The sequence below is a fragment of the Caballeronia glathei genome (assembly GCF_000698595.1).
Classification (GTDB): Bacteria; Pseudomonadota; Gammaproteobacteria; order Burkholderiales; family Burkholderiaceae; genus Caballeronia; species Caballeronia glathei.
The window spans coordinates 160,563-179,170 of the sequence record NZ_JFHC01000005.1 but is presented as its reverse complement, the minus strand read 5'-3'; the positions used below and the strand labels follow the sequence as shown (position 1 = coordinate 179,170).

General features: G+C 62.7%; 19 protein-coding genes and 2 tRNA genes. 16 read left to right on the top strand and 5 right to left on the bottom strand.

Features of this window, described 5'->3' with window-relative positions:
* The first annotated feature begins 253 nt into the window (after nt 1-253).
* Together BG61_RS06170 and BG61_RS06165 are read left to right on the top strand one after the other, a co-directional pair.
* A complete protein-coding gene (locus BG61_RS06170; protein ID WP_035933936.1) occupies nt 254-1,027 on the top strand; it encodes an SDR family oxidoreductase in 774 nt (257 codons plus the stop codon).
* A gap of 24 nt (nt 1,028-1,051) precedes the next feature.
* Complete coding sequence (locus BG61_RS06165; protein ID WP_035933938.1) at nt 1,052-1,501, top strand: acyl-CoA thioesterase; 450 nt, start codon at nt 1,052-1,054, stop codon at nt 1,499-1,501.
* A gap of 6 nt (nt 1,502-1,507) precedes the next feature.
* Here the strand turns inward: BG61_RS06165 and BG61_RS06160 are convergent, their stop codons facing one another.
* On the bottom strand, nt 1,508-2,053 hold the full coding sequence (locus tag BG61_RS06160; protein ID WP_035933940.1) for a LuxR C-terminal-related transcriptional regulator: 546 nt from the start codon (nt 2,051-2,053) through the stop codon (nt 1,508-1,510).
* Between the two features lie 204 nt (nt 2,054-2,257).
* Here BG61_RS06160 and BG61_RS06155 point away from each other — a divergent pair, with 204 nt between their 5' ends.
* The 14 genes from BG61_RS06155 (at nt 2,258) to BG61_RS06090 (ending at nt 15,786) form a co-directional block, all read left to right on the top strand.
* Entirely contained in the window at nt 2,258-2,962 is a 705-nt protein-coding gene (locus tag BG61_RS06155) for a CoA transferase subunit A (protein ID WP_035933941.1), read from the top strand.
* Between the two features lie 2 nt (nt 2,963-2,964).
* The gene (locus tag BG61_RS06150; RefSeq protein ID WP_035933943.1) at nt 2,965-3,606 is read left to right on the top strand and encodes a CoA transferase subunit B; all 642 of its coding nucleotides are present in this window, start codon (nt 2,965-2,967) and stop codon (nt 3,604-3,606) included.
* A gap of 224 nt (nt 3,607-3,830) precedes the next feature.
* Complete coding sequence (locus BG61_RS06145) at nt 3,831-4,748, top strand: alpha/beta fold hydrolase (protein WP_035933944.1); 918 nt, start codon at nt 3,831-3,833, stop codon at nt 4,746-4,748.
* 64 nt (nt 4,749-4,812) lie between these two features.
* Nucleotides 4,813-5,166, top strand: a complete 354-nt coding sequence (locus BG61_RS06140; protein WP_035933945.1) for a RidA family protein — start codon at nt 4,813-4,815, stop codon at nt 5,164-5,166.
* A gap of 25 nt (nt 5,167-5,191) precedes the next feature.
* Nucleotides 5,192-7,417: a RelA/SpoT family protein gene (locus BG61_RS06135; protein ID WP_035933948.1), complete on the top strand. Its 2,226-nt coding sequence runs from the start codon at nt 5,192-5,194 to the stop codon at nt 7,415-7,417.
* Nucleotides 7,418-7,557: 140 nt separating this feature from the next.
* Nucleotides 7,558-7,634 (top strand) — tRNA-Val (locus BG61_RS06130).
* A 301-nt stretch (nt 7,635-7,935) separates the two neighbouring features.
* Nucleotides 7,936-9,843 (top strand): threonine--tRNA ligase, encoded by a 1,908-nt coding sequence (gene thrS / locus BG61_RS06125; RefSeq protein WP_035933949.1) that lies wholly within the window; start codon nt 7,936-7,938, stop codon nt 9,841-9,843.
* A 49-nt stretch (nt 9,844-9,892) separates the two neighbouring features.
* The gene (infC, locus tag BG61_RS06120) at nt 9,893-10,417 is read left to right on the top strand and encodes a translation initiation factor IF-3 (RefSeq protein WP_075584120.1); all 525 of its coding nucleotides are present in this window, start codon (nt 9,893-9,895) and stop codon (nt 10,415-10,417) included.
* Nucleotides 10,418-10,605: 188 nt separating this feature from the next.
* On the top strand, nt 10,606-10,803 hold the full coding sequence (gene rpmI / locus BG61_RS06115) for a 50S ribosomal protein L35 (protein WP_006052501.1): 198 nt from the start codon (nt 10,606-10,608) through the stop codon (nt 10,801-10,803).
* Nucleotides 10,804-10,832: 29 nt separating this feature from the next.
* Nucleotides 10,833-11,192: a 50S ribosomal protein L20 gene (gene rplT, locus BG61_RS06110; RefSeq protein WP_035933956.1), complete on the top strand. Its 360-nt coding sequence runs from the start codon at nt 10,833-10,835 to the stop codon at nt 11,190-11,192.
* Between the two features lie 170 nt (nt 11,193-11,362).
* On the top strand, nt 11,363-12,376 hold the full coding sequence (pheS, locus tag BG61_RS06105; protein WP_035933957.1) for a phenylalanine--tRNA ligase subunit alpha: 1,014 nt from the start codon (nt 11,363-11,365) through the stop codon (nt 12,374-12,376).
* 75 nt (nt 12,377-12,451) lie between these two features.
* Nucleotides 12,452-14,884 (top strand): phenylalanine--tRNA ligase subunit beta, encoded by a 2,433-nt coding sequence (gene pheT / locus BG61_RS06100; RefSeq protein WP_035933959.1) that lies wholly within the window; start codon nt 12,452-12,454, stop codon nt 14,882-14,884.
* Between the two features lie 46 nt (nt 14,885-14,930).
* Nucleotides 14,931-15,341: an integration host factor subunit alpha gene (locus BG61_RS06095; protein ID WP_035933961.1), complete on the top strand. Its 411-nt coding sequence runs from the start codon at nt 14,931-14,933 to the stop codon at nt 15,339-15,341.
* Between the two features lie 61 nt (nt 15,342-15,402).
* The gene (locus BG61_RS06090) at nt 15,403-15,786 is read left to right on the top strand and encodes a MerR family transcriptional regulator (RefSeq protein ID WP_035933963.1); all 384 of its coding nucleotides are present in this window, start codon (nt 15,403-15,405) and stop codon (nt 15,784-15,786) included.
* 162 nt (nt 15,787-15,948) lie between these two features.
* On the opposite strand, the gene BG61_RS06085 is transcribed toward BG61_RS06090, so the two are convergent.
* The 4 genes from BG61_RS06085 to BG61_RS06070 form a co-directional block, all read right to left on the bottom strand.
* Nucleotides 15,949-16,025: transfer RNA gene (locus tag BG61_RS06085), tRNA-Pro, on the bottom strand.
* 125 nt (nt 16,026-16,150) lie between these two features.
* The gene (locus BG61_RS06080; protein WP_035934043.1) at nt 16,151-16,525 is read right to left on the bottom strand and encodes a hypothetical protein; all 375 of its coding nucleotides are present in this window, start codon (nt 16,523-16,525) and stop codon (nt 16,151-16,153) included.
* 149 nt (nt 16,526-16,674) lie between these two features.
* Entirely contained in the window at nt 16,675-17,565 is an 891-nt protein-coding gene (locus BG61_RS06075; RefSeq protein ID WP_035933965.1) for a LysR family transcriptional regulator, read from the bottom strand.
* A gap of 82 nt (nt 17,566-17,647) precedes the next feature.
* Complete coding sequence (locus tag BG61_RS06070; RefSeq protein ID WP_035933967.1) at nt 17,648-18,571, bottom strand: LysR family transcriptional regulator; 924 nt, start codon at nt 18,569-18,571, stop codon at nt 17,648-17,650.
* Between the last annotated feature and the right edge of the window lie 37 nt (nt 18,572-18,608).

Here is an 18,608-nt window from a genome sequence, read left to right as displayed (position 1 = left end):
TCGTATTCCATCGACTCGCGGGGACCGAACTGCTCGATGAGACTCGCCGGGGTCATCAATGCTCCTCTGTACCGTTAGAATGCTTTTTTCGGGGATCGCGTATTGTCAGCGAAGGTCTGGCATGGTGCAACCGACGCTCCTTAGAATAGCACGAACGTACTATTTACATGATGGCGTATGAACGCTGTCCAATCCGCCACGCCTCGGGCCGATGCGCCGGCGCGGCAGATCAACCGCACAACAAGGAACCACAATGGGCCGTTCGATCAACCTGGAAGGCAAGGTCGCGCTGATCACGGGCGCCTCCAGCGGACTCGGCAAGCGCTTCGCGCAGGTGCTGTCGCAGGCGGGCGCGAAAGTCGTGCTCGCGAGCCGGCGCACCGAGCGTCTGAAGGAATTGCGCGCGGAGATCGAGGCGTCGGGCGGGGCGGCGCATGTCGTCGCCCTCGACGTCACCGACTACCAGAGCGTGAAGTCCGCCGTTGCGCACGCCGAGACGGAAGCGGGCACAATCGACATTCTCGTGAACAATTCGGGCGTGTCGACCACCCAGAAGCTGACCGACGTCACGCCCGCCGATTTCGATTTCGTCTTCAACACCAACACGCGCGGCGCGTTTTTCGTCGCACAGGAAGTGGCGAAGCGCATGATCATGCGCGGCAACGGCGCGTCGAATCCGGCATACCGGATCATCAACGTGGCGTCGGTGGCGGGACTGCGCGTGTTTCCGCAGATCGGCCTCTACGCGATGAGCAAGGCGGCGGTCGTGCAGATGACGAAGGCGATGGCGCTCGAATGGGGCCGCCACGGCATCAACGTGAACGCGATCTGCCCGGGCTACATCGACACCGAGATCAACCACCATCACTGGAAGACCGAGCAGGGTCAGAAGCTGATGTCGATCCTGCCGCGCCGCCGCGTGGGCAAGCCGGAAGACCTGGACGGCCTGCTGCTGCTGCTCGCCGCCGACGAATCGCAGTTCATCAACGGCTCGGTCATTTCCGCCGACGACGGCTTCAATCTCTGATTTTTCTGATTCCGGAAGCAGCAAATGAGTACCGAAAGCGAGTTTCACACCGTATTCGACATGTCGATGCCGATCCGCTGGGGCGACATGGACGCCTTCGGGCATGTCAATAACACCGTCTATTTCCGCTATATGGAACAGGTGCGGATTTCCTGGTTCGAGCAGCTCGGCATCGCGGGCGGCAACGGCGAGGGGCAGGGGCCGGTGATCGTCAATGCGTCGATGGAGTTCCTGAAGCAGCTTCACTATCCCGGCGACGTGATTGGCAGGATGTCGGTCGGCAAGCCGGGCCGCAGCAGTTTCGACACGCGCTTCGAGCTTTATCGCGCCGACGATCCCGCCACGCTCTACGCGAAGGGCGGCGCGAAATGCGTCTGGATCGACTACGCGGCGGGCAAGTCCGTGCCCATTCCCGACCTCCTGCGCCAGACCATCGAGACGGCCGCGCCCGTCGCGCCCGTCGCGGCGCCCTGAAGCGCCCTACGTGCCCAGCAGGCGCTGCAGCAGTTCCGTGGCGTTGCAGGTGTCGTATTTCCTCATGAGCCGCGCCCGATAGATGTCGACGGTGCGCGGGCTGATATCCAGCGCGCGGCCGATCTGCTTGCTGGTTTTCCCGGTCACGAGCTGCGCGGCGATTTCCCGCTCGCGCGGCGTGAGTTCGATCGCGACGCGCCGCGTCGAACTCAGGTCCTCGAACGTCCAGACGCCCGCCGCATGGGGCGCGGCGAGATCGAGGGAGCGGCCGGTCACGTGGCACCAGAACAGCTCGCCGTCCGCGCGCTTCATGATGCGGTCGTCGCCGTAGCTGCCCTGGCTCGTCATCAGCGCGGCGATCCGCTCGCCGATGCGCTCGAATTCGTCGAGCGACGGATATAAAACCTCAAACGACTGTCCGATGAGTGCGTGGCGCTCGAAGCCGAAGATCGCGCAAAGCTGCTCGTTGCAGTCCTCGATGATCCGCTCGCGGGACAGAACGAGGCCAACGGGCGCAAGATGAAAGGCGGTTTGATAATCCAGTGCACGCATGACGAGTGTGATGGGCCGCCCCGCAACGCCACCGCGACACGGCGCGGCGCATGCACGGCGGCAAGTACTTATGTATTTTTGCGTATTGTGCCGCAACGACATGGCGTCGTACTCTTTTGCGACGCCGAAACGCCGCGCAGAGGGCGCGCGGCGGCCACAAACGGCCGATTTTCAGTTGGTTACACACATGGAAGGGACAAACAGATGAACAAGGTCTATCCCGGCGCGAAAGAGGCGCTCGATGGCATCGTCAAGGACGGTCAGACATTTGCCGTCGGCGGCTTCGGACTGTGCGGCATTCCGGAAGCGCTGATCGCGGCGTTGCGCGACACGGGCGTGAAGGACATCACGTGCATCAGCAACAACGCGGGCGTGGATGGCTTCGGCCTGGGCCTGCTTCTGGAGACGCGCCAGATCAAGAAAATGATCTCGTCATACGTGGGCGAGAACAAGGAGTTCGAGCGGCAATACCTCGCCGGCGAACTCGAGCTGGAATTCACGCCGCAGGGCACGCTCGCCGAAAAGCTGCGCGCGGGCGGTTCCGGCATTCCGGCATTCTTCACGAACACGGGCTTCGGCACGATCATCGCGGAAGGCAAGGAAACGCGCCAGTTCGGCGACAACCACTACGTGCTGGAGCCGTCGCTCACCGCGGACGTCGCGCTCGTCAAGGCCTGGAAGGCCGACAAGTCGGGCAACCTGATCTACCGCCGCACGGCGCGCAACTTCAACCCGATGTGCGCGATGGCCGGCAAGATCACGGTGGCGGAAGTCGAAGAGATCGTCGAAACAGGCGAACTCGATCCGGACGCGATCCATACGCCGGGCATCTTCGTTCAGCGCCTCGTGCTGAACGCGCATCCCGAAAAACGTATCGAACAACGCATCGTCCGCGCGAAAGGAGAATGACCATGGCATGGAATCGTGACGAAATGGCCGCGCGCGCGGCGCAGGAACTGAAGGACGGCTTTTACGTGAACCTCGGCATCGGCCTGCCGACGCTGGTCGCGAACCACGTGCCGGCGGGCATGGAAGTATGGCTGCAGTCGGAGAACGGGTTGCTCGGCATCGGACCGTCGCCGACGGAAGAGGAAGTCGACGCCGATCTCATCAACGCCGGCAAGCAGACGGTCACGACGCTGCCGGGCTCGTCGATCTTTTCGTCGGCGGATTCGTTCGCGATGATCCGCGGCGGCCACATCAACCTCGCCATCCTCGGCGCGATGCAGATCAGCAAGACGGGCGATCTCGCGAACTGGATGATCCCGGGCAAGATGATCAAGGGCATGGGGGGCGCGATGGACCTCGTCGCCGGCGTGAAGCGCGTGGTCGTGCTGATGGAGCACGTCGCGAAGGGCGACCAGCACAAGATTCTCGAAGCATGCACGCTGCCGCTCACGGGCGTGGGCGTGGTGAACCGGATCATCACCGATCTGGGCGTGATCGATGTCACGGAGAAGGGCCTGAAGCTCGTCGAACTGGCAAAGGGCGTGACGGTCGAGGAAATCCAGCAGAAGACGGGCGCTCCGCTCGACGTGAGCAGCGTAAAGTAACCGTGCGGTGATCACACGGTAATCGCGCGGTCTTGCCGGCATGAACGGGCGAAGCGAAAGGCTTCGCCCGTTTTTGTTTCCGGGCCGGATTCTTGCGTGATTCTTGCGTGGTGCGGGGCGGCTGACGAGACCGGCCATCGGCCGGTCGGCCAATGCCCCCGAAGGGTGCAAAACCGAGCGGGCAAAGTGTTTACAATCGATTCGACCCCTATCGAGGAACGCCAATGTCCACGCCAATCGTCGGAGCCGCAACGTCCGAAACGTTCGAACCGCGCCAGCGCTACGTGCAGTGCGCGAGTCCCGCGGGGCTGCATCGCCTCGCCTATACCGAGTGGGGCGACCCGGCCAACCCGCGCGTGCTGCTCTGCGTGCACGGGCTCACGCGCTCGGGCCGGGATTTCGACCAGCTTGCGCGCGCGGTCTGCGGGGAGTATCGCGTGGTGTGCCCGGATGTCGTCGGGCGCGGCTTGTCGGACTGGCTCGCCGACCCCAGGTACTACGGCATCGCGCAGTATGTCGCGGACATGGTGACGCTGATCGCGCGGCTGAACGTGGAAACCGTCGACGGGTTCGGCACGTCGATGGGAGGCCTGATCGGCATGGCGCTCGGTGGCCTGCCGAATTCGCCGATCCGCAAGCTGCTGCTGAACGACGTCGGGCCTCATATCGAACCCGCGTCACTCGAGCGCATCGGCGACTACCTCGGCAAGCCGGTGAGTTTCGCGACGCTCGAAGAGGGCATCGGGCATGCGGCCGCGCTCGCCGCGTCGTTCGGGCCCCTGTCGGACGGGGAATGGGCCGCGATCAACACGCCGCTCTTCCGCGAGCGCGAAGGCCGCTGGCATTTCCGCTACGACCCGGGCATCGCATTGCCGTTCGCCGCCGCGACCGACGAAACGAACGCCGCCGGCGAAGTGTTCCTGTGGCATTCGCTTGTCTCGATAAAGACGCCCGTGCTCGTCGTGCGCGGCGAAACGTCGGATCTGCTGTCGCGCGAAACCGTCGAGCAAATGGTCGCGCGCGGCCAGTCGGTGAGGAGTTGCGAGATCGCGGGCGTGGGTCACGCGCCGGCATTCCTCTCCCCCGACCAGATCGCGATTGCCCGCCGGTTCTTTCTCGAAAACGACGTCGGCGGGGCATAATATTCGGTTCAGCGCCGCGCTCTTTCCGGGCGGGCGGTTGAAAAATCGACCATCAAGGATACCCATGGCAATTACTCGTCACCACGTCGGCGCGCGTCTTTCGGAAATCGCGATTCACAACGGCACGGTCTATCTCGCCGGTCAGATCGCCGAAGACACGAACCAGGACATCACCGGCCAGACGCGCGAAGTGCTCGGCCACATCGACCGTCTGCTGGAAGAGGCGAACAGCGACAAATCGCAGCTGCTGTCGGTGCAGATCTATATCTCCGGGATGGAACATTTCGCCGGCATGAACGCCGTGTGGGACGGCTGGGTCGCAGCCGGCAACACCCCGCCGCGCGCCACCGTGGAAGCCAAGCTCGCGAATCCGGCATGCCTCGTCGAAGTCGTGGTGGTGGCCGCCCAACGCAGCTGAAGCGTTTTGCCATGACGTTGCACGCATGACCGATACCACCGTCTCTCCCGAACTGCTGCCCGAGCCGTCGCTCGACGAGGCGCTTGCCTTCGTGCGCGAGCACGCGGGCGACGCGCGGCTCGCGAGCGGCGAGTTGCTCGCGGACCACGCGACGGGCACGGCGCGGATCATGCAGACGCTCAACGTCGATCCGCACGCGATCGCGGCGGCGGGGCTCTTCGCGCTCACGCCGCACCTCGACGAACCCGAGCGCACGATCGGCGAGCGTTTCGGCCCGGAAGTGCAGCGCCTCGTCTGCGATGTGCGCAAGCTGCTGCGGCTCGGCTCGGTCAGCTCGCGCGCGACGCAGACGGCGCTCCCCGAAAGCGGGCGCGACGCGCAGGCGGCGAGGCGCGCGCAGGTCGAGGCGCTGAGAAAGATGCTGCTCGCGTTCGCGCAGGACATCCGGGTCGTGCTGATCCGGCTCGCGTCGCGCGTGCAGTCGCTGCGCTACTACGCGGCGCAAAAGCTCGAGCCGTCGCCCGACGTGCCCCGCGAGACGCTCGAGATCTACGCGCCGCTCGCCAACCGTCTCGGCATCTGGCAGCTGAAGTGGGAACTCGAGGATCTCGCGTTTCGCTTCGAGGACCCCGTCACCTACAAGCGCATCGCCAAGCTGCTCGACGAGCGGCGGGTCGAGCGCGAATCGTACGTGACGCAGGCCATCGCGCGGCTTCAGACCGAACTTGCCACTGCGCACATCAAGGCCGAGGTGAGCGGGCGCCCGAAGCATATCTACAGCATCTGGCGCAAGATGCGCGGCAAGGAGCTCGACTTCGCCGAGCTGAACGACGTGCGCGCGTTTCGCGTGATCGTCGATGACATCAAGGATTGCTACACCGTGCTCGGCATCGTCCACAACCTGTGGCAGCCGGTGCCGAGGGAATTCGACGACTACATCTCGCGGCCGAAGCCGAACGGCTACAAGTCGCTGCATACGGTCGTGATCGGCGACGACGGCCGCGCGTTCGAAGTGCAGATCCGCACGCACGAGATGCATCAGTTCGCCGAATACGGCGTGGCCGCCCATTGGCGCTACAAGGAGGCGGGCACGCGCGGCTACGCCGGCCAGGTGACGGCGAGCGAAAAATACGACGAGAAGATCGCGTGGCTGCGGCAACTGCTCGCCTGGAAGGACGACGTCTCGGACGCCGAGCGGCCCGGCTGGCAGCAATTGCGCGACGCCACGCTCGACGACGACCATATCTACGTGCTCACGCCGCAGGCGCGCGTGATCGCGCTGCCGCAGGGCGCGACAGCCGTCGATTTCGCCTATCACCTGCACAGCGAGCTTGGCCATCGTTGCCGCGGCGCGCGCGTCGACGGCGCGATGGTGCCGCTCAACACGTCGCTGCAAAACGGCCAGACGGTGGAGATCGTCGCGGTGAAGGAGGGCGGGCCCTCGCGCGACTGGCTCAATCCGCAGCTCGGCTACCTGCACAGTCCACGGGCGCGGCAGAAGGTGCGCGCGTGGTTCAACGCGGTCGAGGCTGAGGAAAACATCACGGCGGGCCGCGCGATCGTCGAAAAGACCTTGCAGCGGGAAGGCCGGACGTCGGTGAATCTCGACCAGCTCGCGGCCAAGCTCGGCTTCAAGACGCCCGAGGAGCTGTACGCGCTCGTCGCGAAGGAAGAATTCAGCCTGCGCAACATCGAGCAGGCGTTAAACGACACGCCGCCGCCCGAGCCCGCGCCCGAGGCGCCCGCGCAATTCGAGAAGAGAAGCAGCGGGCAGAGCGTGGCTCAGGGGGCGTCGGCGGGCGTGCTGGTGGTCGGCGTCGACGCGCTCCTCACACAGCTCGCGCGCTGCTGCCGGCCGGCGCCGCCCGATCCGATCGCGGGTTTCGTGACGCGCGGCAAGGGCATGTCGATTCACCGCAGCGACTGCGCGACGTTCAAGCGCATGGCCGAGCGCTCGCCCGAGCGCGTTCTGCAGACCACATGGTCTGCCGATGTGATGAGCGGGCGCGGATCGTCGGTGTATCCGGTGGACCTCGCCGTGGAGTCGTCGGACCGGCAGGGACTGCTGCGCGACATCTCCGAAGTGTTCGCGCGCGAAAAGATCAACGTGATCGGGGTGAAGAGCCAGAGCCGGCGCAATATCGCGTACATGCAGTTCACCGTCGAGGTGTCGAATGCCGCGCAGATCCAGCGCGCGTGCGCGCTGCTCGGCGAGGTGCAAGGTGTGATTCGTGCTTCGCGCCGTGCCTGACGGATCATTTCGAGCACGCCTAACATATTGAATTTGAAGCGTAATCGGCTGGAACTTAAACGTATCGACGAAGTTTTTTGAGGCTGCTGCATAAAAACACTTGCCAGGATTGAAAACGGTCCATATAATTTCGTTTCTTCAGGCTCGTAGCTCAGCTGGTTAGAGCACCACCTTGACATGGTGGGGGTCGTTGGTTCGAGTCCAATCGAGCCTACCAACGAAACCGAAACCCCGGTTCGCCGGGGTTTCAAATCCGCAACAAGCGCCCTGGCGCAAAAGGCGAACAAGAAGATGGCACCGCGAACGTTGACCGAAACAACTTCGGAGCGACGCTAGTCGAGGACCTCTTTCGCCCTTGCGGTTTGTGTGAAAAGTGAATGCGGCCCCTCGATCGTGGGGCCGCATTTTTTTTGCCTGTCGTTTTGCCTGCCTGCTTCGCTGTCGAGTCGTGCGGTGCGATGGCGCAGGCAAGCCTGATTTGAACTTGGTCGCCGCGAATCGGCGTCTTGGAGAACGAAATGGTTTCGATACGTTTGCCCGACGGGTCCGTCCGCCAGTACGACCACCCGGTGACGGTCGCCGAAGTCGCTGCCTCCATCGGAGCGGGCCTTGCCAAGGCTGCGCTCGGCGGCAAGCTCGACGGCGAGCTCGTGGATACGTCGGCGCTGATCGATCACGATGCGTCGCTTGCGATCGTCACGGACAAGGACCCCGAAGGCCTCGACATCGTCCGCCACTCCACGGCGCACCTGCTTGCCTACGCGGTGAAGGACCTGTATCCGGAAGCGCAGGTCACGATCGGCCCTGTCATCGACAACGGTTTCTACTACGACTTCGCGTACAGCCGTCCCTTCACGCCCGAGGATCTCGAAAAGATCGAGAAGCGCATGCAGGAACTCGCGAAGAAGGACGAGCCGGTGTCGCGGCGCGTCATTTCGCGCGACGAAGCCGTCGACTATTTCAAGAGCATCGGCGAAAAGTACAAGGCCGAGATCATCGAGTCGATCCCGGCGAGCGACGACATCAAGCTTTACTCGCACGGCGGTTTCACGGATCTGTGCCGCGGACCGCACGTGCCGTCGACTGGCAAACTGAAGGTGTTCAAGCTGATGAAGGTCGCGGGCGCGTACTGGCGCGGCGACTCGAAGAACGAGATGCTTCAGCGCATCTACGGCACCGCCTGGACCAGGAAAGAAGATCAGGAAGCGTATCTGCACATGCTGGAAGAAGCCGAGAAGCGCGATCACCGCAAGCTCGGCAAGCAGCTCGACCTGTTCCATCTGCAGGACGAGGCGCCGGGCATGGTGTTCTGGCATCCGAAGGGCTGGTCGCTGTGGCAGCAGGTCGAGCAATACATGCGACGCCGCGTGAACGGGGCGGGCTATCTTGAAATCAAGACGCCGATGGTCATGGACCGCTCGCTCTGGGAAGCGTCCGGGCACTGGCAGAACTATCGTGAAAACATGTTCACGACCGAATCGGAAAAGCGCGACTACGCGATCAAGCCGATGAACTGTCCGGGTCACGTGCAGGTGTTCAACCATGGTCTGCGTTCGTACCGCGACCTGCCGCTGCGTTATGCCGAATTCGGGTCCTGCCACCGCAACGAGCCGTCCGGTTCGCTGCACGGGCTCATGCGCGTGCGCGGTTTCGTGCAGGACGACGCTCATATTTTCTGCACGGAAGAGCAGTTCATCCCGGAATCGATCGCCTTCAACACGCTCGCGATGAGCGTCTACAAGGATTTCGGGTTCGAACGCATCGGCATCAAGCTGGCGCTGCGGCCCGACCAGCGGGCCGGTACCGACGAAATCTGGGATCGCGCCGAGCAGGGCCTGCGCGACGCGCTGACCGCCTGCGACGTGCAGTGGGAAGAGCTGCCCGGCGAGGGCGCGTTCTACGGCCCGAAGGTCGAATATCACATCAAGGATGCGCTGGGCCGTTCGTGGCAATGCGGCACGCTGCAGCTCGACATGGTGCTGCCCGAGCGCCTCGGCGCGGAATACGTGTCGGAGGACAACAGCCGCAAGCGGCCGGTGATGCTGCATCGCGCAATCGTCGGTTCGATGGAGCGGTTTCTCGGCATTCTGATCGAGCACCACGGCGGTGCAATGCCGTCCTGGCTCGCTCCGGTGCAGGCGGTTGTACTGAATATCGCGGAAAGCCAGGCGGATTATGCTCGAATGCTGGCCCAATCGTTGCAAAAACAAGGGCTTAGAGTTGAGAGTGATTTGCGCAATGAGAAGATTAGCTATAAAATACGCGAGCACACGCTGCAAAAGGTTCCGTATTTGCTGGTTGTCGGGGACAAGGAGCGTGAGGCGCAAACCGTAGCCGTGCGTGCTCGTGGCGGTGTCGATCTGGGCTCAATGCCGGTCGACGCGTTCCTCGATCGCCTGCAGCAGGACGTGCAGGCATTCAGGTAAGCCCACCCGCAGCGCGGCTTGTTTTTTTAATCTTTAGAGGAAACGTAACATCGCTACTGATAAGTCGTCACATCGCATCAACGGTGAAATTACCGCACCGGAGGTGCGTTTGGTCGGGGTGGACAACGAGCCACTCGGAATCGTGAAACTCGCCGATGCTTTCCGCATGTCGGAACAGCAGGACGTGGATCTCGTCGAAATTGCGCCGCAGGCGGTCCCGCCTGTCTGCCGTTTGATGGATTATGGCAAGTTCAAGTATTCGGAAGCGAAGAAGCAGCACGAGGCGAAACTCAAGCAGAAGATCGTTCAGGTCAAGGAAGTGAAATTCCGGCCGGGCACCGACGACGGTGATTACAACGTGAAACTGCGGAACCTCACGCGCTTTCTCGAAGACGGCGACAAGACGAAAATCACGTTGCGTTTCCGTGGGCGCGAAATGGCTCACCAGGAAATCGGCATGCGCATGCTCGAACGTCTGAGGACGGACCTCGACGAATACGGTCAGGTCGAGCAGATGCCGAAGATGGAAGGCCGCCAGATGATCATGGTGCTGGCGCCGAAGAAGAAGAAGTAATCGATGGATCGCGCGTTTTGCGCGGCGTCGAAGCAGGTTTCAGTGTGATGCCGGGCAACCGGCGTCACACATGAAAATGCGGCGGTTTCAACCGTTCGCACACAAGTGGCACGTGGGTTTCGAAGGGCGGAAGAGGATCGATGGATCGACCGCACACCCATGTCCATCTAATAAACTGGAGTAGTTTCATGCCGAAGATGAAGACCAAGAAGAGTGCTGCAAAGCGCTTCGTGGTGCGTCCGGGCGGTACCGTCAAGCGCGGTCAGGCCTTCAAGCGCCACATTCTTACCAAGAAAACCACCAAGAACAAACGCCATCTGCGTGGCTCCACGGCTGTTCACGATTCCGATCTGAACTCCGTGCGCGCAATGCTGCCGTTCGCCTAACCCTTAACCGACACTCATAGGAGCGCAACATGCCTCGAGTAAAACGTGGGGTTACCGCACGGGCCCGTCACAAGAAAGTCATCAAGCTGGCCAAGGGTTACCGCGGCCGTCGCAATAACGTCTATCGCATCGCCAAGCAGGCGGTCATGCGCGCCGGGCAATACGCCTATCGCGATCGCCGCAACAAGAAGCGTGTGTTCCGCGCACTGTGGATCACGCGTATCAACGCGGCGGTGCGTCAGCACGACATGACGTACAGCGTGTTCATCAACGGCCTGAAGAAGGCGTCGATCGAACTCGACCGCAAGGTGCTGGCTGACATGGCTGTGTTCGACAAGGCTGCTTTTGCTGCGATCGTCAAGCAGGTGAAAGCCGCCGTTGCAGCCTAATTGCGAAATTAGTACTGCGTGGTTCGCCTGAGCGTTGTCCGAAACATGGGTCGCGCTCAGGCAGAAACGGGGCTCTCACCGAGCCCCGTTTTCGTTGGTAGAGCGGATTTGCACGTTAGCCAGCCGGTTTAATCAAGCAGTTGAACTTCGACGTTGAAATGATGGGATCAATGGACCTGGACCAGATTGTTGCCGACGCGAAAAGCGCCTTTGAAAACGCCTCGGATGTCGCCACGCTCGAGAACGAGAAAGCCCGCTTTCTCGGCAAATCGGGTGCGCTCACCGAATTGCTGAAGGGCCTCGGCAAGCTCGATCCGGACACGCGCAAGACCGAGGGCGCGCGCATCAACGTCGTGAAGGCCCAGGTCGAGACGGCGCTCAATGCGCGCCGCCAGGCGCTCGCGGATGCGCTCCTGAATGAACGGCTCGCCGCCGAAGCGATCGACGTGACGCTGCCGGGTCGCGGAATCGGCGCGGGCACGCTGCATCCGGTGATGCGCACCTGGGAGCGCGTCGAGCAGATTTTCAGCACGATCGGTTTCGACGTGGCCGACGGCCCCGAAATCGAAACCGACTGGTACAACTTCACTGCGCTGAACAGCCCGGAGAATCACCCTGCGCGTTCGATGCAGGATACGTTCTATGTCGACGGAAATGATGCCGACGGCCGGCCGCTCCTCTTGCGCACGCACACGAGCCCGATGCAGGTGCGCTACGCGCGCATGAACAAGCCGCCGATCAAGGTGATCGTGCCGGGCCGCACGTATCGCGTGGACAGCGACGCCACGCATTCGCCGATGTTCAATCAGGTCGAAGGCCTTTGGATCGACGAGAACATCAGCTTTGCCGACCTGAAGGGCGTCTACTCCGACTTCCTCAAGAAATTCTTCGAGCGCGACGACATCCTCGTGCGCTTCCGTCCGTCCTATTTCCCGTTCACTGAGCCGTCGGCCGAAATCGACATGATGTTCGAGCAGGGCAAGAACGCGGGCAAATGGCTTGAGATTTCGGGTTCCGGCCAGGTTCATCCGACCGTGATCCGCAACATGGGGCTCGACCCGGAGCGCTATATCGGCTTTGCGTTCGGCAGCGGCCTTGAGCGTCTGACGATGCTGCGTTACGGCGTGCAGGACCTGCGGCTTTTCTTCGAAAACGATCTGCGATTCCTGAGGCAATTCGCCTGAAGGCGTTCGTTGCCCACGATGCCCGGCGCAAGTGAAACCGGGCGCAGACACCACTCATTTCGAACGTAGACACACATGCAATTCCCCGAATCCTGGCTTAGAAGTTTCGTCGATCCGCAACTGACCACCGACCAACTGTCGCACGCGCTGACGATGGCGGGTCTCGAGGTGGAAGGCTTGCAGCCCGTTGCGCCGCCGACCGCGAAGATCGTCGTCGGGCAGGTGCTCGAAGTCGCCAAGCACCCGAACGCCGACAAGCTCAACGTCTGTCAGGTCGATGCCGGCACCGGCGAGACGCTCAACATCGTGTGCGGCGCGCCGAACGTGTCGCCGGGCATCAAGGTGCCGGTCGCGCTAGTCGGCGCCGAGCTGCCGCCGGCGGAAGCGGGTGGCGAGCCGTTCGCGATCAAGCTGTCGAAGCTGCGCGGCGTCGAGAGCCAGGGCATGCTGTGCTCGGCGCGCGAGCTGAAGCTGTCGGACGATCACAGCGGCCTCCTGATACTGCCCACGGACACGCCTGTCGGCCAGGACATCCGCGAGACGCTCAATCTCGACGACACCGTTTTCGAGATCAAGCTCACGCCGAACAAGGCGGATTGCCTGTCGGTGTTCGGCGTCGCGCGTGAAACCGCCGCCATCACCGGCGCGCCGCTCAGGGCGCTCGTCATGCCGCCGGTCGTCGTCACGCTCGACGAGAAGCTGCCGGTCAAGGTGCTGGCGCCCGATCTGTGCGGACGCTTTTCCGGCCGCGTGATTCGAGGCGTCGACGCGCGCGCGAAGACGCCGCAATGGATGGTCGAGCGCCTCGAGCGCTCGGGGCAGCGCAGCATTTCGGCGCTCGTCGATATCTCGAATTACGTGATGCTCGAACTCGGGCGTCCCACGCACGTGTTCGATCTCGACAAGATCCACGGCGGCATCGAGGTGCGCTGGGGCCGCGCGGGCGAATCGCTCAAGCTCCTGAATGGCAACACCGTCGAACTCGATGAAACGGTGGGCGTGATCGCCGACGACCGGCACGTCGAAAGCCTCGCCGGCATCATGGGCGGCGACAGCACGGCCGTGTCGCTCGATACGGCCAACATCTATCTCGAAGCCGCGTTCTGGTGGCCCGACGCGATCCGCGGCCGCGCTCGCAAGTACAACTTCTCGACCGACGCGGCGCATCGCTTCGAGCGCGGCGTTGATTACTCGACGACTGTCGAGCATATCGAGCGCATTTCGCAGCTGATTCTCGACATCTGCGGCGGCCAGGCCGGCCCGGTCGACGACCAGATCCTGAACCTGCCGAAGCGCGAACCGGTGAAGATGCGCGTCGCGCGGGCGCACCGCATCATCGGCGTGAAGATCGGCGCGGAGGAAATCGCGCAGATCTTCACGCGGCTCGGTCTCGCGTTCGAGCGCGACGGCGACACGTTCTCCGTGACGCCGCCTCCGTACCGGTTCGACATCGAGATAGAAGAGGACCTGATCGAGGAAGTCGCGCGCATTTACGGCTTCGAGAAGATTCCGGCGCGCCCGCCCGTCGCGACAAGCGAAATGCGCCCGACCAACGAGACGAAGCGCTCGGTTCACGTGCTTCGCCACGCCGTGGCGGCGCGCGACTATGCGGAAACGGTGAACTTCAGTTTCGTCGATGCCGAATGGGAACGCGATTTCGCTGGCAACGACAATCCGGTCAAGCTGATCAACCCGATCGCGAGCCAGCTGTCGGTCATGCGCACGACGCTCATCGGCAGCCTGATCAGCGTGCTGCGCTATAACCTGAACCGCCGCGCGGACCGCATCCGCGTGTTCGAGGCGGGTCGCGTGTTCCTGCACGACCCGGCAATCAAGGCGGGCGAACTCGCGGTCGAAGGCTTCGCGCAGCCGAAGATGATCGGTGGTCTGGCCTACGGGCCGGCGCTCGACGAGCAGTGGGGCGCACCGTCGCGCACTGTCGATTTCTTCGACGTGAAGGGCGATATCGAAGCGCTTTTCGCGCCCGCTGCGCCGCGCTTCGCGAAGGCGGAACATCCGGCGCTGCATCCGGGGCGCAGCGCGCGCATCGAAATCGATGGGCGCAACGTGGGCTGGATCGGCGAGCTTCATCCGCGCTGGCTGCAGAAATACGATCTTCCGCTCGCGCCGATCGTGTTCGAGATCGAAGCCGACGCGCTGATGGCGCGCTCGCTGCCGGTGCCCTCCGAGGTCTCGAAATTCCCGCCGGTGCGGCGCGATATCGCGATCGTGGTGGACCAGAAAGTGGAGGTTCAGGCGCTTCTCGACGAGCTCGAAAACGCCCGTTCGGAGCCGGTTTGCAGGCACGTCGTGAGGGTTGCGTTGTTCGATGAATTTCGTCCAAAATCAAGCACTTCCGGTGGTTTGGGAGCGCACGAGAAAAGCCTTGCCTTCCGTGTAACGTTGCAAGATACTGGCGGGACGCTTCAGGACGAAACGGTCGAAACGGCCATCAAAACGCTGGTGGATCGCTTGGCTCGAGTGCATGGCGCGCGGTTGCGCGGGTAGCCGTAAGTTGGCCCCTCCGTCTTCTTCGTCACGCCATTTTTTCGATATGAACCAAATGAACTCGAGTGATTTCGAAGCCCTTCTTTCGGCGCAACGTAGCGCCATGATCCGAGATATCCCGACTTCGAATGGCGCGGCGTCCAGCGAGACGCCGACGCTCACGAAAGCCGAATTGGCCGAGATGTTGTTCGACCATGTCGGACTCAATAAGCGCGAAGCAAAAGATATGGTCGAAGCTTTCTTCGAGGTCATTCGCGACGCGCTCGAAAGCGGCGACAGCGTGAAATTGTCCGGTTTCGGTAATTTCCAGTTGCGCGACAAGCCGCAGCGGCCGGGACGCAATCCGAAAACGGGCGAGGCGATTCCGATTGCCGCTCGCCGGGTCGTCACGTTTCACGCGAGCCAGAAATTGAAGGCGCTGGTCGAAACCGGCGCTGAAACGAACTTCAGTCGCTGACGAACGGAAAGCGCGACCGTTACCCCGCGCCACTGCGAACTCACACGATGGTTGATTGACGATGGAAAAAGTCGTCCTGCCTCCGATCCCGGCCAAGCGCTACTTCACGATCGGTGAAGTCAGCGAGCTATGCGGTGTAAAGCCGCATGTGCTGCGTTATTGGGAACAGGAGTTCACGCAGTTGAGGCCGGTAAAGCGGCGCGGTAATCGTCGGTATTATCAGCATCATGAGGTTTTGCTGATTCGACGTATTCGCGAGTTGCTTTACGAGCAGGGTTTCACGATTAATGGCGCGCGCAACCGGCTCGATTCGCATGGTCGTGTGAATGGCGACGACGATGACGAAGCCGAAGTGCAGGCCGAATCGGGTGCGCAGACAACGGCAGTGGATATCGAGCAGTTGAGGAAGGAAATTCTGCAGGTGATTGAACTGCTCGGCGGATAAGCCGAATCAAAGGCGTCGCGATGGTTTCATCGCGGCGCTTTTGCTTTTTGCTTTGTGCGGACTGGTGACGGGGTGCGTCGGCTTTCGATGCCGAAAAACGTAAAGAAGCGCAGCGTAAAGAAAAGGCCTTACGGACATGCGTCCGTAAGGCCTTGATTCTTTTGGTCGGGGCGAGAGGATTTGAACCTCCGACCACCTGCACCCCATGCAGGTACGCTACCAGGCTGCGCTACGCCCCGAAAGAGCGAAAGTATATCAGAGAGCTTCCGCTTTTAGAACCCATCGAATCACTTTAGCGACGATGCTTTGCAATTTCACTCGCAAGGCCGCTGGAGTACGGACGTCGCCTGTGCCGGCTCATCGCTCAAAGCGACATTTCCGAGTGCGTGTAGTCCGAGGTGCTGATTCGCAACGAAGTCGGCGCAGCGCGCTTGCGCTGCCGAAAGCGCACGGCGAGCACGATGCCGACAACGCACGGAATCGCATACGCCACCGTTCGCTTGGTCCACGCGGATGTCGACGACAGGTTCACGTAACGCATGCGGTCGGTGGCGGGTGCGGACGCGAACACCAGCGTCAGCAGCAGGTCGGCCACGATGGCGAGCAGGCAGAAGCCGACGAAGATCAGCGCGCCGTTCCAGACCGGCGCGCCGCGGCTCGCGTTGATCGTCTTGCAGACAAAGAGCGCCACGCCCAGCAGAACAAAATTGAGGCACAACGGAAACCATGGGAAAGTCATCGCGCGTCCGATCGCAATAAATGGGGTGATGGCACCGGTTGCCAGCCTCGGTGCGCGCGCAAGGCGCGCGGGCGGAAGGACGAGGAGGGCGAAATCGGGCGCGATCATCACACGTGCCAGGGGCGCGCTTGAATACGAGTTCTCCTAAATCAGCCGGCCGGTTCGGCCAGCGATTCGGACAGGAAATCGATGAACGTACGGACCTTCGTCGTCATGTATTTGCGGCTCGTGTACACCGCGAAAACCGATGGCGCGAACGCCTCGTACGCGGGCAACACACGCACGAGTCCGCCGGAGGCCAGCTCGGGCGCGACGATCCATTGCGGGAAGTACGCGAGGCCGAGGCCGGCCCGCACGAGCTGAAGCGACATCGACGTGTCGTTGGTCTTGAGCACGGCCTGGTTCTTCACCGTGAACGTTCCGTCCGGGCCCGTCAGGTCGACCGTTTCGATATTGGTGTAAGTCGGCAGCACGATCCGGTGCCGCGAGAGGTCGTCGGGATGGCGCGGCTCGCCGCTTTTCTGCAGATACGCGGGGGAAGCCGCGAGCACGAACGGCACCCTGCACAACGGCCGCACGATCAGCGACGGCGACGGATCCGACGTCGCGCGCAATGCCATGTCGTACCCTTCCTCGACCAGATCGACGAAGCGGTTCTCCAGGCGCAGGTCGATCAGCACTTCCGGATAGCGCTCCCGGTACGCGACGAGAATATCGGCGAACTTGCGTGTCGCGAACCAGCCGGGCGCGGTCACTTTCAGCACGCCCTGCGGACGCGCGCGCTGCGCGCCGACCGCCGCCTCCGCCGCCTGCAGGATGTCGAGCGCCTCACTGCATTGCTCGTAGTACACGCTGCCGGCTTCGGTGAGGCTCAGGTGGCGCGTCGTCCGGTTGAGCAGGCGCACGCCCAGCTGTCGTTCGAGATTCGCGACGTGCTTGCTCGTCATCGCCGTCGAAATATCGAGCCGTTCGGCGGCCTTCACGAAGCTGCCCGCGTCCACGACTTCCCGAAACACCCGCAAGCTCGTCAGCGCGTCCATCGATCGTTTCCCGGGCGGAAATAAAACGTCAATCTTAGCCGGATTTATCCACCATTTGTTTTGTCTCGGGCGACGGCGACGCTCACTTCGGCCATTCGTCGAGCGCGTCGTTGAAGAGCGACGCGACCACGCCGCGCAGCCACGTGGTACGCGGATCGTTGTGAAACTTGCGATGCCAGTGCTGCCGCAGATCGAAGCGCGGCAGGGGCAGGGGCGGCTCGGCGAGGGTGATCGACGCGTGCTCCGCGACATACGCGAAGCCGATTGCGTGCGGGACGGTCGCGATGAGGTCGGTGCGCGAGAGGATGAACGGCAGGCTCATGAAGTGCGGCGTTTCCAGCACGGCGCGACGGCGGATGCGCTGCTTGTCGAGATAGTTCTCGAGAATTTCCTGGCTGCGGCCCTCCGCGCGCACGACGGCGTGACCGCACTCGAGGAACTGATCGAGCGTGAGCGGCGCGCGGGAAAACGGGTGATCGCGCCGCATCAGGCAGATGAAGCGGTGCGAAAAGAGCCGCTGCTGAAAGAAGTTGTTGCCGCCCAGATCGGGGAAATAGCCGACGGCGAGATCGACGTCGCCGGATTCGAGCCCGCGTTCGACATTGCTGTGCGACAGCGACACCGAGCGCAGATTCGCGCGCGGCGCCGCGATCGCGAAGGCCTGCAGGAGACGCGGCAGGAACACGATTTCGCCGACATCCGAGAGCGCGATCGAAAAGGTGTCGGCGGTGGTGGCCGGATCGAAATGCTGGGTGTCGAGCAGGCCGCGCTCGATACGGCTCAACGCGTCGCGGGCCGAGGGCACGAGCGCGAGCGCGCGCGGCGTCGGCTCCATGCCGCGCGAGGTGCGCACGAAAAGCGGATCGTTGAAGTACTCGCGCAGCCGCCCGAGCGCCGTGCTCACGCGCGGCTGGCTCACGCCGAGCCGCTCGGCGGCGCGGCTCACGTTGCGCGTCTCCTCGATGGCCACGAGATACGGGATGAGATTCAGGTCGAGGTCGTTCATGTGGCGGGCGTTATCGGGAGGCGAGATAAAGGGTAGC